The organism is Pseudomonas sp. S2_B07 (genome assembly GCF_054668435.1).
Genome location: NZ_CP162769.1, coordinates 5,612,535 through 5,626,281 on the forward strand (window position 1 = coordinate 5,612,535; position 13,747 = coordinate 5,626,281).

A 13,747-nucleotide genomic window follows, 5' to 3' on the forward strand; every position below is an offset into this window, starting at 1 on the left:
CGAGGGGTCAGTGCCGATGCTGGCGGGTCACGCCGGCATCGAATTGCGCGACGATCAGTTGCCAGCCGGTGCTTTCGAGGGCGGCGTCCGTCAGGTCGGTCGGGGCTTGGAGGTCGGTGGCGCGGTGGAGCCAGATGTCCGGTGCCTCGTCGCCAGCGGTCAGGCGCATCAAAAACGAACCGGCCACGGCGGGTGCCTGGCTCTGGCCGAAGTACGCCTTGGCGTCGAGCAATTGCCATTGATGGGCGCCACGACTGACGGAGCTGGCGTCTTGGGCGAAGGGTGCAAAACCTTCCTCGGCGAGGGCTTCAGGTGTTGGCAGGGTTTGCTGTTCCTGTTGCAGCAGGTGAATCTCGTCCAGCGTTACTCGCAGGTCGGCGTAGATCCCTTGCTCGGACGCGCGCAAGTCGCGGCGGGCATCCAGTTGATGGCTGCCGACGCTGCTCACGGCCTGGGACTCGTGGCGCCAGGCAACCACCGAGCCGGCCACCGCCAGAATCATCAGGCACAACAGCAGCACATAAAGGGTTTCATGGCCGGCACCAGCCGGACGGACGACGTATGTGGTGGGCGTACTCATGGGGTTTCGATGTCCGCTTGGTCGATCTCGACGACGTGGCCGGGACCGGCGTCGAACAGCACATAAAATTCCGCGCCGGGTTTCTTGAAGGTCAGCGTGGAATCGGCGCCGAGCTTGCCCGGCACCAGAATGGTTTCGTCGTAGCCGATCACGTCCAGGGTCACGCCCGGTGCGCCGCTGCCGTCGGAGAAGCCGCCTATGCATTTGATCTGTTCGGCATCGACGGCTTTGCATTCGCACATCGGGTTGTGCGCCAGCGCGCTGGCACTGAATCCGGCGCAGAGCACCAGCAACACAGTTTGAAGTGGGCGAAAAATGCTGATCATGGTTTGCCTCCTTGTTGGTTCAGCCACGCGACGGTGGCCGGCGATGCCTGGCTCAGGGGGAGGGCGGCCTGGTGCATCGCGCCGTCCCAGCCTTCCATGGTGATCCACAGCTCGGCGTCAGCCTTGGTCTTTTCCGGGATCGGCACCATGGCGCCCATGCGATGCGGCGTGCCGAAGAAAATCACCCCGGCGGCCCGCAGGCTGCGCGGTTTGCCGATGCGCAGGTAAGTCGCCTTGACCTGATCGCGGCAGCTGTCGCACAGCGCGGCGGTGAAGTTCTTCATGTGGCCGGCGGGTCCGTCGAGCGTCGGGGCTTCATTGCGCAGTTCGGCCAGGCGCAGGCTCCACGGGCCGACCTGGATTTCCCCTATCTCCCGCTCACCGAGCCCGGTATCGCCGCGAAACAGCGCCTCGTCAGCGAAGTATTTGGGCATGAACCCCAGTGGCACCAACAACAGCAGAACGTTGATATGGAAGCGCCATTTGAGCCAGAAGCGGCGCAGGGTCGAGTCCGGTGTTTGCTTGGCGTGCGCGTTCATTGGCTGACCTCCGTCGCGGCTTGCACCCGTGGCTGTTTGTGGCTGCGCTTGAGAGCGTTGGCGGTGGCGAGGGCGGTACGTTTAGTCCAGATCAGCAGGCCGCTGAGGACCATCATGCTCAGGATCAAACCGAAGAAGAACCAGATCAGCTTGATCCAGATCCCGCCGAAATCACCGGTGTGCAAGGGGCGCATGGACTCGGTCACCAGCTCCAGGCCGCTGCGGTCCGACAGCAAGCGCGTGGCGGCGACGTCGCCGGTGTATGGGTTAATATCGGCCGTCTGGTACATCAGCGGATACCAACTGCGTCCACCCACCGACAAGTAGCTGTAGGCATTGGCGGGCAGGCTGACGAAGCTGTCTTCCAGGCCGGGAATGCGTTCCTTGGCCTGGGCAATCGCGGTTTCGAGGCTGATCGTCGGTGCAGGGGAGCCATCGCTGCTCACCGGTACGCTTTCACGCGGCACCACCAGGGCCACCGGCGCGGTGGAAATCGAGACCTGGTTATCGAACATGAACGCCTGAATCAGGAACCAGGTGCTGGTGATGGAAATCACCGCAATAAACCAGATCGACCAGATGCCACTGAGGCGATGAAAGTCGCCCCAGAAAATCCGCGCGCCATGACGAATACGCAGGGTCGGCCGGAAGAAGCCCTTCCAGAATTTTTTGTAGACCACCAGCCCGGTGACCAGCGAGGCCAGCAGCGGCAGGCTCAAGAAGGACACCAGGTACCAGCCCCAGCTGTAGCCATTGGTGAACGGCACCAGCCACCAGCCGTGCAACGCGCGGGTAAACGCCTTGAAATCGAAGGCCGGGGCGGTGCCCTGAATAACGCCGCTGTACGGGTTGACGTACACGGTCACCGAGCGGCCGTCGGGGTAGCTGACGCTGACGTCGAGGGCGAAGTGGGATTCATCGGGGCGGCTGATGGATTCGACCAGCGTGTCCGGTTCGGCCTGTTTGATTGCCGCGATGATCTGGTCATAGCTGAGTAACGGCGCATCGTCCGACGGCTGGCTGGCGCGCATTTGCGGGTTGGCCAGCCAGACGATTTCCTGACTGATCACCGCCAATGTGCCGGTGACACAGACAATCAGCACGAAAAACCAGATCGGTAATGCCAGCCAGCTGTGGACCAGAAACCAGAGTTTGGAACGGGATTTCTTCGACATGATTAAAGGTCTTGTATCGATGAGAGAACCTCTGCTGCGGGCTTCCCAGCGATGAGGTCCATGAAAAGGCCGGCGATGGCTGTTGCGGGCGCACGCCGACTGCATCTCTATAAGACGGATGAGGAACAGAAATCCCGAAGGGGGAGATGAAAGTAAATGTTTCTTATTGGCGAGAAGTTGTTACCGGGGGGATTTGCGATGTTGGGGATGGCCCCATCGCGAGCAAGCGCGCTCCCACAGGATCACCGCTGTACCTGTGGGAGCGAGCTTGCTCGCGATGGGGCCCGATCAGGCGACAAAGCTCTCAACCCTGCTGAAACATCTCCTTCGCCCGCTGCTCAATCTGCGCTTGAGTCAGGTTTTCCTTGCGCGTGGCCAAAAACCACAAATGCCCATACGGATCTTTCAACGTCCCGGAGCGGTCGCCATAAAACTGATCCTTAACCTCGGACACCACCGTGCCACCCGCATCAATCGCCTGTTTATAGGACTTGTCCACATCCGTCACATACAGATGCAGACCCACTGACGGCGACTTGTCCGGGTTGCTCAACGGCCCCTGATCACATGGCGTGCCGAGCATGATCGGGCAGTCGCCGATCCTCAGTTCGGCGTGACCAATGCCGCCATCGGGCATGGCCAGGCGCATGACTTCGATGGCGCCAAAGGCCTTCTTGTAGAACTCGATCGCTTCGGCCGCTTTTTGAATGCCCAGATACGGGGTGATGCTGTGATAACCCTCTGGAATGGGTTTGACGCTCATGATGAATCTCCCTGTTTGTTGTTGTGGGTGGAAAGTGTCCTGCGCCGATTTCCGGCCGAATAAATATAGGTCAGCGTCGTGTTGCCAGCCGAGCACCCGACGAGCAGCCACACTGTTCAGCCAGCAACAGCGCGGCAGCAGATTGCTCGGCTGCATCATCAGAAACGCTGATAAATTCCCGTCACCCCCCCCCCGAAAGCAGGGGGGCTCGGCACAGAAGCTGCAATGGCTCTGTTAAATACAGTTGTAGAGAACTCGCGCTCGGTGAGTCAGGTCAACCTGGCGTTTGTCATTGCCAACGACGCGCTGGAAGCGGGGATCGACACCAACAGCGCGTTGATTGTCGAGAAGGGCAGGGGCCTGTACATCGAATTTCTGGCGGCGCGGCCGGACAACATCAATGATCCGGCCTTGCAGAAACTGGCCAATGCGTTGAATTCGGATGAGGATCGGCAGTTCATCCTGCCCCGTGATAGCCGCGTCGCTATTTCGGACCTGTCCCCAATTCCAGCAGCTGCGCTCCCGGCCCCTGTTCCCCCAGCACATCGCCAAAATTACGCAACGGACACGCCTCCATCGACAAACACCCACACCCGATGCAGCCATTGAGCTTGTCGCGCAGCAACGTCAACTGATTGATCCGTTCATCCAGGTCCTGACTCCATTGCGCCGACAACACCTTCCAGTCCGCCGCCGTCGGTGCGCGGTTATCCGGTAGCGATTTCAACGCCTCACCGATCTCCGCCAACGGAATCCCCAGGCGCTGCGCGACTTTGATCAGCGCCACCCGCCGCAACACTTCCCGTGGATAGCGCCGCTGGTTGCCCTGATTGCGCGTGCTGTTTATCAGCCCCTTCGATTCATAAAAGTGCAGCGCCGTGACCGCCACACCGCTGCGGGCGGCCAATTGGCCGACGGTGAGTTCCTTGTGCAGAGTGTCCGGGGTGATCATTTAAAAATCCTGCTTGACCTCTAGTTAACTCGAGGTTTTACCCTGCAGGCCTTCGGATCGCAAGATCCGCCTGACACGTGAGGGGGACTATTCATGCAATCGTCAGAGAACAATCGCAGCTTTACCCAACTGATCGAGTTCGAGATCGAACCGCATCAGCAGCCTGCACTGGTGTCGGCGTTGTCCCGGCAGACCGAGCGTCTGGCCCGGGATTTCAGTGGTTTTCTGAGTGCCAGCATCCAGGCCAGCGACGACGGCCGGCGGGTGCTCAACTACCTGCAATGGCAAACCCGCGCGGCGGGAGAGGCGGCCTTTCGCAGTTTCGAAAGTGGCGAACAGGATTTCTGGCAGCTGATCCGCGCGCATCAGGCGAAGACCGTGACGTTCGGCTCGTTCCAGGTGCTGCACAGCCTGGCGCTCAGCCACGACAACGCGCTGCACTGCCGCCTGGTGGGTTAAATCGACAACTGCATCACCCGCTCGCCCTGGACATTCTCCATCACCCGGCGTTTGTTCACGGCCAGTTCGCCGATCTTGATCAGCCGCGTGCGCGTCACGTTTCGGCTCAGGCCCAGCAGGGCAGCGGTGTGCACCTGATTGCGCTTTCTGCAGCAAGACGAATGCGGGCCTTCAAGGGCTCACCTGTTATTTGGTAGTTGGAGAAATCGGCTTCGGTGGCGTAGACGCCAATCGGCAAAAAATAAATATTTATAGTTCGTTAATGAATATGTGTTGGCGTACCTGGAGAGTGTTTACCAAAGTCGATAGCCACTATTGAGAGCGTTGATTTCTGCCCGCCAAGCCGCGCGAGTAGCCTGTGTTCATTCCCCCGAACCCAGATGCAGGACGCCAAAAATGAAACCTCTAATCGCCACTTTTCTGCTGCTCGCGGTCTCTGTGCTTGCCGGATGTGCCAGTCATGTTTCACCGGAATTGCGGCCGTACACCGCCGAGGAATCAAAGGAATTGGCGCTAGAGGATTTGAATCGTCGTGGCCTGTCCTTCGAGGAATACCACGCGAAGAAAGCCGCCTTGCTCGGTCAACCGCAAAAGTCGTTCAGCTTCGATAAACAGGGCGAGATGAACGCCGAACGTGCTGTACAGCTTCATGGTCGTCCAAGCTGATCGAAAACTGTACTGCTCGAAGTTTCACGTAACTGTCCATGGGTTTCCGGCAAGGCGTGCGATAGGGTCTTAACACCCGATTGACCCTCATGGACTGCCGCTGATGACGCTTTCACTCGATCTGCTGATGGGCTTGGCCTTGTTTGCGCTCGTCACCTCGATTACTCCCGGCCCCAACAACACCATGTTGCTGGCATCGGGTGTGAACTTCGGCTTTAACCGCACCATCCCGCATATGTTGGGCGTCACCTGTGGTTTCTTTGTCCTGGTGGTCGCCGTCGGGTTCGGCCTCGGTGCCGTGTTTAAAACCTATCCTTTGCTCTATACCGTGCTGCGTTACGTCGGCGCGGCGTATCTGCTGTACCTGGCATGGAAAATCGCCCATTCAGGTCCGGTCTCCGAGAGCGAGAACGGCGAAAGCAAACCCATCACTTACCTGGGCGCAGCGGCGTTCCAATGGGTCAATCCAAAGGCGTGGATCATGGCCATCGGTGCCATCAGCACCTACACGCCGATGCAGGGTTATTTCACCAACGTGATCATCATTGCGGCGGTGTTTGCCTTGATCAACCTGCCGAGCGTCGGTCTCTGGGCCGGGTGCGGCACGTTGTTGCGCAATGTGTTGAAGGACCGCCGCTGGTTGCGCCTGTTCAACTGGGGCATGGCGGCGCTGTTGGTGGCGTCGCTGTATCCGTTACTTCTTGAAAGCTTTAGCTGACGCATTGCTTCAACCGGTTGCCCGATGCCTGTTAAGCTCGACTTCAGGAGCGTTCCTACGCACTTTTAAATGAAGTTGTTCTTCTTTAACGGCTTCCGATCAGGTATTTCTAACGTGCTGAAATATCGGCGCAGCTCACAAGGCTGCGCCTCGACGTTTCCGTCATGAGCTTCCTGATCCCGGAACACGCTCTGCGAGTCTTTTATGAATAAGCGTCCGTTGTATTTCGATTACGCCGCCACCACGCCGGTGGATGAGCGGGTCATCAAGGTCATGGTCGAGTGTCTGGGTTTTACCGGCAATTTCGGCAACCCGGCGTCCAGCTCCCATGCCTATGGTCAGCAAGCCAGGCAATCGGTCGAGCACGCCCGGCAGCAGGTTGCCGAACTGGTTGGCGCCACGGCGCAGCAAATCGTCTGGACCTCCGGCGCCACTGAATCCAACAACCTCGCGCTCAAAGGCGTGGCCCAGGCCCGTGGTGTCAGCGGCGGGCACATCATTACCAGCCAGATCGAACACAAGGCGATTCTCGACACGGCGAAGCAATTGCAGGACGCCGGGGTTGCGGTCACGTACCTGGTGCCTGACGCCGAAGGTTTGATCACGGCGCAAGCAGTCAGCGAAGCGATGCGCGAAGACACCTTTCTGGTGTCGCTGATGCTGGTCAATAACGAACTCGGCACAGTCAACGATATCGCCGCCATCGGCGAAGTCGTGCGTGCTCGCGATGCGTTGTTTCACGTCGACGCCGCTCAAGGCGCGGGCAAGGTGGCCATTGATCTGGCGCGCCTGCCGGTCGACCTGATGTCGTTTTCCGCGCACAAGATCTACGGTCCCAAAGGCATCGGTGCGTTGTACGTCGGCCCGCGCGCGCAGCAACGCTTGCAGGCTCAGATTCACGGCGGTGGTCACGAAGGCGGGTTGCGCTCCGGTACCCTGGCGACTCATCAGATCGCAGCGATGGGCGCGGCCTTCGCCTTGGCCGCCGACCTGTTCGATGACGAGAAAGCCACGATCGTGCGCTTGCGCGAACGGTTGCTTGAGCAGTTGCTGAGCCTTCCCGGTGTTCGCCTCAATGGCAGCCCGGCCCAGCGCATTCCCCACACCCTCAGCCTGACGTTCAGCGAAGGTGAGTTCAATTCTGCGGCGTTGAGCCATTCGATCGCTTTTTCTGCGACGTCGGCCTGTAACTCCGCCAGCAACGCGCCATCCCATGTGCTGCTGGCCCTGGGGCATGACGCCCGCTCGGCGAGTCGCACCATCCGCTTGAGCCTCGGCCGGTTCACCACCGAGCAAGACATCGACCAAGCGGTGCACCTGATCAAAGCGGCCTGCGCCAGTGCCCCGGCATTCTGGCAGTAGCGCCTTAAAGCGCCGACTCAGATCGGCACTCAACAATAAGCTGAAGTGATTAGCAGGAGACACGATGAGTACGCAGCCTTCGATCAATGGATCGGTGCCACAGCGCCTGGCGCAAACCCGCGAACTGATGAGCCGCGAAGGCATTCATGCCTTGCTGGTGCCGTCGGCCGATCCGCACCTGTCGGAATATTTGCCGGGTTACTGGCAGGGACGGCAGTGGTTGTCGGGCTTCCATGGCTCGGTCGGCACACTGATCGTGACCCCGGATTTTGCCGGCGTCTGGGCCGACAGTCGTTACTGGGAGCAAGCGACCAAGGAACTCAAGGGCAGCGGCATCGAATTGGTCAAGCTGCAACCGGGTCAACCTGGCCCGTTGGACTGGCTGGCCGAGCAAACCCCTGAAGGCGGCGTCGTCGCGGTGGACGGTGCAGTGATGGCCGTGGCGTCGGCGCGTACGCTAGGTGGCAAACTCGAAGAGCGCGGTGCCCGCCTGCGGACCGACATCGATCTGTTGAGCGAAGTCTGGAGCGATCGCCCGACATTGCCGAATGAGCCGATCTACCAGCATTTACCGCCGCAGGCGACGGTCAGCCGTGGCGAGAAACTGGCGAAACTGCGCGAAGTGTTGAAAGAACGTGGTGCTGACTGGCATTTCATCGCGACCCTTGATGACATTGCCTGGCTGTTTAATCTGCGCGGCGGCGATGTGTCGTTCAATCCGGTGTTTGTATCTTTCGCCTTGATCAGTCAGGAGCAGGCCACCCTGTTCGTCGCTTTGAGCAAAGTCGATACTGAACTGCGTGCGGTGCTCGAACAAGACGGCGTGACCCTGCGCGATTACAGCGAAGTGGCTGCTGCGTTGCGCGCCGTGCCGAGCGGCGCGAGCCTGCAAGTCGATCCGGCGCGCGTCACCGCCGGTTTGCTGGATAACCTCGACAAAGGCGTAAAACTGGTCGAAGGCCTGAACCCGACCACGCTCGCCAAGTCGCAAAAAAGCCTGGCCGATGCCGAGCATATTCGTCAGGCGATGGAACAGGACGGTGCCGCCCTGTGCGAATTCTTCACGTGGCTGGACTCGGCCTTGGGTCGTGAGCGCATCACCGAACTGACCATCGACGAACACCTCACGGCCGCGCGCACCCGCCGTCCGGGCTACGTGTCGCTGAGCTTCAACACCATTGCTGCGTTCAACGCCAATGGCGCGATGCCGCACTACCACGCGACCGAAGAAGAGCACGCAGTGATCGAGGGCGACGGTCTGCTGCTGATCGACTCCGGCGGTCAGTACCTGGGTGGCACCACCGACATCACGCGAATGGTCCCGGTCGGTACACCCACTGCTGAACAGAAACGCGATTGCACACGCGTCCTCAAAGGCGTGATCGCGCTGTCCCGCGCGCAATTCCCTCGTGGGATTCTGTCGCCATTGCTCGACGCCATCGCTCGCGCGCCGATCTGGGCTGAAAGCGTCGACTACGGTCACGGCACCGGCCATGGCGTTGGCTACTTCCTCAACGTTCACGAAGGTCCGCAGGTCATCGCCTATCAGGCTGCTGCGGCTCCGCAAACGGCGATGCAACCGGGCATGATCACGTCCATCGAGCCGGGCACTTATCGTCCGGGCCGTTGGGGCGTGCGTATCGAGAACCTGGTGCTGAACCGTGAGGCGGGTTCCAGCGAATTTGGTGAATTCCTCAAGTTCGAAACCCTGACACTGTGCCCGATCGACACCCGTTGCCTGGAGCCGTCGCTGCTGACCCTGGAAGAGAAGCAGTGGTTCAACGCCTACCACGCCGAAGTGCGGGAGCGCTTGAGCCCATTGCTCGATGGCGCGGCCCTTGAATGGTTGAACACCCGTACTGCGGCTATTTGACGGGCTGGAGTTCAGGCGCTTGTTTTAGCGCCTGACTCATGTAGTCCACGAAAGCTTTGACCCTGGCGGATTGGCGACGATTCGCCGGGGACACGGCATGAATCGGCAGCGACTGCGCCGTGTAGTCTTGCAAAATCGCCTTCACTCGGCCGGCCTTCAGATCCTCGCTGAATAGCCACACCGGCGACAGCGCAATGCCCAATCCCCCCAGCACCATCTCGCGAATGGCCTCGGAGTTGTTGCTTTGCGCATTACCCCTGATGCGCACTTCGTGGTGTTGGTTGCCTCTTTCGTAATGCCATAGGTTCTGACTGTTCAGCAAATTGAATTGCAGGCAATTGTGCGCGCCGAGTTCTTCCGGGGTGTGCGGCTCGCCGTGTTGCTCAAGGTAGTCAGGCGCTGCAACCGTGATCCGGTGGGTCGTACCGACGTGGCGTGCGAGCAGACCACTGTCGGCCAACTCACCGATTCTGAATGTCACGTCCAGCCCTTCACTGACCAGGTCCTGATTTTGATCGCTGAGTTGCAGGTCGATCTGAACCTGAGGGTGCGCTTTGAGAAACGCAGGGAGTCGCGGCGCAATGTGCAAGCGCCCGAAACTTACGGATGAACCGATTTTCAGGTTGCCGGCGACGGATTCGCGACCTGATCGAAAACGCTGTTCCGCCGCGTCCACGGCGGCCAGGATTTGCCGGCATTCGTTGTAGTAGCGCTGACCTTCATCGGTCAATGACAGTTGGCGGGTGCTACGGGTAATCAGCTTGGCGCCCAGTCTGATTTCCAGCGCCCTTAATAACTTGCTGATAGTCGGCTGGCTGGTCTGCATCTCCCGGGCAACGGCCGAGAAGCTGCCACGTTCGACGACCCGGACGAACGTGGCCATTGCGTTGAGTGTGTCCACGTGAATTCTCATTGATGCCATATGGGCATGATCACTATAGCGATATAGCGTCTTATCGGTATGAGTGAACTGGAAGAAGATTAATTCCACATCCACTTCTCACGGAATTTGCCGAAATGACTGACTCACTTGAAATGCGCGCTCTGATGGTTGACACGGCCAACGGCCCTTTACGCTTGGTTTCCCTGCCGCGGCCGGTGCCTGGAGTGGGCCAAGTGCTGGTGAGGATCAAGGCCAGCGGGGTGAATCCGCTGGATGCGAAGATTCGTTCGGGGCAGGCGGCTCATGCCCGGCAGCCTTTGCCGGCTGTGTTGGGCATGGACCTCGCGGGGACCGTTGAGGCGATAGGAGAGGGCGTCAGTGAGTGGCTGTCGGGCGATGAGGTCTATGCGATGGCGACTGGAATCGGTGGTGCGCAGGGCTCTCTCGCGGAGTTCGCGGTGGTTGATTCGCGGCTTCTGGCGCACAAGCCGAAAAATCTGAGCATGCGCGAGGCGGCAGGGTTGCCGTTGGTATTGATCACGGCATGGGAAGGGCTGGTTGATCGGGCGCGGGTTCGGGCTGGTCAAAAAGTGCTGATTCACGGTGGTGCGGGTGGAGTCGGACATGTTGCTGTGCAAATTTCCCGGGCTTTCGGTGCAGAAGTGTTTGCCACGGGTTCAGCGGGTCATAAGGGGCTTATTGAAAGCTTTGGTGCAACGTTCATCGATTATCGTACGTCGTCAGTGGAGGACTATGTGGCTGAGTTCACTTCGGGGGAGGGCTTCGATGTCGTCTATGACACGGTGGGCGGTGGGGTATTGGATGATTCATTCAAGGCAGTTCGGGTTTATGAAGGGCATGTAGTGAGCTGTCTGGGCTGGGGCCAACACAGCCTTGCGCCGTTGTCGTTTCGTGGGGCGACTTATTCCGGGGTGTTTACGCTGTTGCCGCTGTTGACTGGCAAGGGGTGTGAGCATCACGGGCAGATTCTTCAGGATGCGACGCGGCTGATTGAGGCGGGTCAGTTGAAACCGCTGCTCGATCCTCGGCAGTTCACGCTGGAAACTGCCGAGACCGCTCATGAGTTGGTCGTTGCGGGAGGTGCGCAGGGGCGGTTGGTGGTCGAGATTTAACTCAGGGCTTCAACCACGAAGTCCAGCCGATCCTGGCCGAAGAACAACTGATTGTCGACGAACATACTCGGCGCCCCGAAGACACCGCGCTGTACTGCTTTCTCGGTATTGTCCTTAAGGGCGGCTTTAACCTCTTCGTCGGCTGTCAGGGCGAGTACTTCATCGGGGTCAAAGCCGTTTTGTGTCAACACGGCGGCGACGGTGGCCGGGTCATCAAGGCTGCGACCTTCGACCCAGAGGGCCTTGAACAGACAGTCGATAAACGCCAGGAAGCGCTCGGGATGACGTAACTGAATCCCGGTCACCGCACGCATGAGCATCAGGGTGTTGATGGGGAAATGCGGATTGAATTTCAGTGGCACGCCATAGCGTTTTGCATAGCGGTCCAGGTCTTGAAACATGTAGCGGCCCTTGGCCGGAATGACTGCAGGCGAAGCGTTACCGGTGGCCTTGAAGACGCCACCCAGCAGCATCGGTGTGTAAATCAATTGGCTGCCGGTTTGCTCACAGATTTTGGGGAGCTGGGTATAGGCCAGGTAGGTGGCCGGGCTGCCGAGGTCGAAAAAGAACTCCACGGTTTTGCTCATGGTCGGTGCACTCTGTTTATAGTTGTAGAGGGAGGGCTTACCAGCGTTCGCTCCAGGGCCGTAAATCCAGTTCGAACGTCCAGGCGTCCCGTGGCTGGCTGTGCAGGTACCAATAGTTCTCGGCGATATGCTCGGGGTTGAGAATGCCGTCTTCATCCTTGGTCGCGTACTTTTCCGGGAAGCTCTCTCGGATGAAATCGGTATCGATAGCACCGTCGACGACGACATGAGCAACATGAATGTTCATGGGGCCGAGTTCACGGGCCATGCTTTGGGCCAAGGCTCGAATGCCATGCTTGGCACCGGCGAATGCTGCGAATCCCGCGGCACCGCGCATACCAGCGGTGGCTCCGGTGAACAGGATGGTGCCCCGTTGGCGTTTGGCCATGCGCTTGGCGACTTCACGAGCATTGAGAAAACCTGAAAAACAGGCCATTTCCCATATCTTGAAATACTTGCGGGCCGTTTCTTCAAGAATGCTGCAGGGCACATTCGCGCCGATATTGAACACAAACGCTTCGATGGGGCCGATCTCGCTTTCGATCTGTTCGACTAACGCTATCACCTCTTCTTCCTTGCGCGCATCGCAGGCAAAACCGTGGGCGTCACCGCCATTGGCTTTGATGGTGTCGACCAGCGGCTGAAGCTTGTCTGCACTGCGGCGGGTGACACAGGCGACGTAGCCTTCTCGGGCAAAACGCTTGGCAATGGCGCCGCCGGTAGCATCCCCCGCGCCGACAACCAGTACGACTTTCTTATTATTCATGCGTTGATCCCTTTGCTAAACGATCGTTAACTAAACGAACGTTATGCTACGATTTGGCACGCGTCAAGGCGATCAATCCTGAGGAGAGGGCAATGCGCTACTCGGCCAGTCACAAGTTGGAAACCAAAGAGAGGCTGCTGGAAAGCAGCGCGGTGTCAGCCAAGAAGTCGGGTTTTGCCACGGTCGGTGTCGACGGATTGATGAAGGCGATTGGTTTGAGCGGCGGGGCGTTCTACAGCCATTTCTCGTCGAAAGACGAGCTGTTCGCCTCAATTGTCGAGCGTGAGCTGTGTCAAAGCCTGGAGCGATTAAGCGCCGATCAGGGGCGTGAAAAGCTTGAGCGGTGCCTCAAGCACTACCTCAGCATGGCGCATGTCGAACATCCGGAATCCGGCTGTGCGTTACCCGCGTTGGGGGCTGAGATCGCTCGTTCGGATGTGCTGGTTCGTCAGCAGGCTGAGCGCTGGATTTGTCAGCTACAGGAGAGTTGGGCGCGCATCCTGGAGAGCGACAGCCTGGCTTGGGCCATTTTGTCGCAATGTATCGGAGCTTTGGTCGTCGCGCGGATGCTGGCGACGCCAGACATCCAGCGTAATGTGTTGAAGTCCAGCTACGATGAGATTGGCCGCCAGATTGCCGGGCGGCAGCAACCTACTTGCAAATGACGATCATGCTGCGGCTGGTGTAGCCGGCGGGGTTGAGGCCGAATGGATAATCGCCTGGTTCTTCCACCGCGTCCCCTGACTTGGCGATGACCTTGTATCCCTTGGGGGCGCACGAGTTGGCTGCGCTGGTGTAGCACTTGTCCCAGGAGGATGAGAGCCCTGAACAGTTGATATGCAGCCCTTTCTTGCCATGCTTGACTGATGTTTTCGAGGTCGCCGCGCAGCCCGCAACTGCAAGCACGGCGATCAATATCAAAATTCGTTTCATTGCTGTCCTTATAGCGTTCCCGGATCTTGCGC

The 13,747-nt window shown here is 59.2% G+C and carries 17 protein-coding genes and 3 pseudogenes; 8 read left to right on the forward strand and 12 right to left on the reverse strand.

Going from position 1 to position 13,747, the window contains the following annotated elements:
- Positions 1-7: 7 nt before the first annotated feature.
- From AB4N43_RS25885 to AB4N43_RS25905, 5 genes are all read right to left on the reverse strand, one after another.
- On the reverse strand, positions 8-580 hold the full coding sequence (locus AB4N43_RS25885; RefSeq protein WP_059182428.1) for a DUF6162 family protein: 573 nt from the start codon (positions 578-580) through the stop codon (positions 8-10).
- The gene (locus AB4N43_RS25890) at positions 577-906 is read right to left on the reverse strand and encodes a hypothetical protein (protein WP_194940728.1); all 330 of its coding nucleotides are present in this window, start codon (positions 904-906) and stop codon (positions 577-579) included. Before AB4N43_RS25890 ends, AB4N43_RS25885 begins: the two co-directional genes overlap by 4 nt.
- Positions 903-1,445: a hypothetical protein gene (locus AB4N43_RS25895; protein WP_027925788.1), complete on the reverse strand. Its 543-nt coding sequence runs from the start codon at positions 1,443-1,445 to the stop codon at positions 903-905. Before AB4N43_RS25895 ends, AB4N43_RS25890 begins: the two co-directional genes overlap by 4 nt.
- The gene (locus AB4N43_RS25900) at positions 1,442-2,620 is read right to left on the reverse strand and encodes a PepSY-associated TM helix domain-containing protein (protein WP_059182429.1); all 1,179 of its coding nucleotides are present in this window, start codon (positions 2,618-2,620) and stop codon (positions 1,442-1,444) included. The genes AB4N43_RS25895 and AB4N43_RS25900 overlap by 4 nt, the downstream gene beginning before the upstream one ends.
- Positions 2,621-2,924: 304 nt before the next feature.
- Entirely contained in the window at positions 2,925-3,383 is a 459-nt protein-coding gene (locus tag AB4N43_RS25905) for a VOC family protein (protein WP_027925790.1), read from the reverse strand.
- Positions 3,384-3,638: 255 nt separating this feature from the next.
- Between AB4N43_RS25905 and AB4N43_RS25910 the strand changes: the two are divergent.
- Positions 3,639-3,854: pseudogene (locus AB4N43_RS25910) on the forward strand (MetQ/NlpA family ABC transporter substrate-binding protein); the annotation flags it as partial.
- Between the two features lie 13 nt (positions 3,855-3,867).
- Here AB4N43_RS25910 and soxR read toward each other — a convergent pair.
- The gene (gene soxR / locus AB4N43_RS25915) at positions 3,868-4,335 is read right to left on the reverse strand and encodes a redox-sensitive transcriptional activator SoxR (RefSeq protein ID WP_460152175.1); all 468 of its coding nucleotides are present in this window, start codon (positions 4,333-4,335) and stop codon (positions 3,868-3,870) included.
- Positions 4,336-4,428: 93 nt separating this feature from the next.
- Here soxR and AB4N43_RS25920 point away from each other — a divergent pair, with 93 nt between their 5' ends.
- Positions 4,429-4,794: an antibiotic biosynthesis monooxygenase gene (locus tag AB4N43_RS25920; RefSeq protein ID WP_027925792.1), complete on the forward strand. Its 366-nt coding sequence runs from the start codon at positions 4,429-4,431 to the stop codon at positions 4,792-4,794.
- On the opposite strand, the pseudogene AB4N43_RS25925 reads toward AB4N43_RS25920, so the two are convergent.
- Together AB4N43_RS25925 and AB4N43_RS25930 are read right to left on the reverse strand one after the other, a co-directional pair.
- Positions 4,791-4,934, reverse strand: a pseudogene (locus AB4N43_RS25925) (sigma-54-dependent Fis family transcriptional regulator); the annotation flags it as partial. The gene AB4N43_RS25920 and the pseudogene AB4N43_RS25925 sit on opposite strands and share 4 nt — an antisense overlap.
- Positions 4,901-5,032 (reverse strand): annotated as a pseudogene (locus tag AB4N43_RS25930) (hypothetical protein); the annotation flags it as partial. The pseudogenes AB4N43_RS25930 and AB4N43_RS25925, both read right to left, overlap by 34 nt.
- 158 nt (positions 5,033-5,190) lie before the next feature.
- Here AB4N43_RS25930 and AB4N43_RS25935 point away from each other — a divergent pair.
- The 4 genes from AB4N43_RS25935 (at position 5,191) to AB4N43_RS25950 (ending at position 9,413) form a co-directional block, all read left to right on the forward strand.
- Positions 5,191-5,460: a hypothetical protein gene (locus AB4N43_RS25935; RefSeq protein WP_027925793.1), complete on the forward strand. Its 270-nt coding sequence runs from the start codon at positions 5,191-5,193 to the stop codon at positions 5,458-5,460.
- Positions 5,461-5,563: 103 nt separating this feature from the next.
- Entirely contained in the window at positions 5,564-6,178 is a 615-nt protein-coding gene (locus AB4N43_RS25940) for a LysE family translocator (RefSeq protein WP_027925794.1), read from the forward strand.
- 204 nt (positions 6,179-6,382) lie between these two features.
- Positions 6,383-7,540, forward strand: a complete 1,158-nt coding sequence (locus tag AB4N43_RS25945) for an aminotransferase class V-fold PLP-dependent enzyme (RefSeq protein WP_027925795.1) — start codon at positions 6,383-6,385, stop codon at positions 7,538-7,540.
- Positions 7,541-7,604: 64 nt separating this feature from the next.
- Positions 7,605-9,413, forward strand: a complete 1,809-nt coding sequence (locus tag AB4N43_RS25950) for an aminopeptidase P family protein (protein WP_027925796.1) — start codon at positions 7,605-7,607, stop codon at positions 9,411-9,413.
- Here AB4N43_RS25950 and AB4N43_RS25955 read toward each other — a convergent pair.
- Positions 9,406-10,326 carry a LysR family transcriptional regulator gene (locus tag AB4N43_RS25955; protein ID WP_172825933.1) on the reverse strand — a complete coding sequence of 307 codons (921 nt, stop codon included), beginning with the start codon at positions 10,324-10,326 and terminating at the stop codon, positions 9,406-9,408. The genes AB4N43_RS25950 and AB4N43_RS25955 overlap by 8 nt on opposite strands.
- Before the next feature lie 104 nt (positions 10,327-10,430).
- On the opposite strand from AB4N43_RS25955, the gene AB4N43_RS25960 reads away from it, so the two are divergent.
- The gene (locus tag AB4N43_RS25960) at positions 10,431-11,429 is read left to right on the forward strand and encodes a zinc-dependent alcohol dehydrogenase family protein (protein WP_460152179.1); all 999 of its coding nucleotides are present in this window, start codon (positions 10,431-10,433) and stop codon (positions 11,427-11,429) included.
- Here AB4N43_RS25960 and AB4N43_RS25965 read toward each other — a convergent pair.
- On the reverse strand, positions 11,426-12,016 hold the full coding sequence (locus tag AB4N43_RS25965; RefSeq protein WP_027925799.1) for a 2-hydroxychromene-2-carboxylate isomerase: 591 nt from the start codon (positions 12,014-12,016) through the stop codon (positions 11,426-11,428). The genes AB4N43_RS25960 and AB4N43_RS25965 overlap by 4 nt on opposite strands.
- Positions 12,017-12,053: 37 nt before the next feature.
- The gene (locus AB4N43_RS25970) at positions 12,054-12,782 is read right to left on the reverse strand and encodes an SDR family oxidoreductase (protein WP_027925800.1); all 729 of its coding nucleotides are present in this window, start codon (positions 12,780-12,782) and stop codon (positions 12,054-12,056) included.
- Between the two features lie 92 nt (positions 12,783-12,874).
- On the opposite strand from AB4N43_RS25970, the gene AB4N43_RS25975 reads away from it, so the two are divergent.
- Positions 12,875-13,447, forward strand: coding sequence for a TetR/AcrR family transcriptional regulator (locus AB4N43_RS25975; protein ID WP_027925801.1), 573 nt, complete (start codon positions 12,875-12,877; stop codon positions 13,445-13,447).
- Here AB4N43_RS25975 and AB4N43_RS25980 read toward each other — a convergent pair.
- Positions 13,434-13,715, reverse strand: a complete 282-nt coding sequence (locus AB4N43_RS25980; RefSeq protein ID WP_027925802.1) for a hypothetical protein — start codon at positions 13,713-13,715, stop codon at positions 13,434-13,436. The genes AB4N43_RS25975 and AB4N43_RS25980 overlap by 14 nt on opposite strands.
- Positions 13,716-13,747 lie beyond the last annotated feature (32 nt).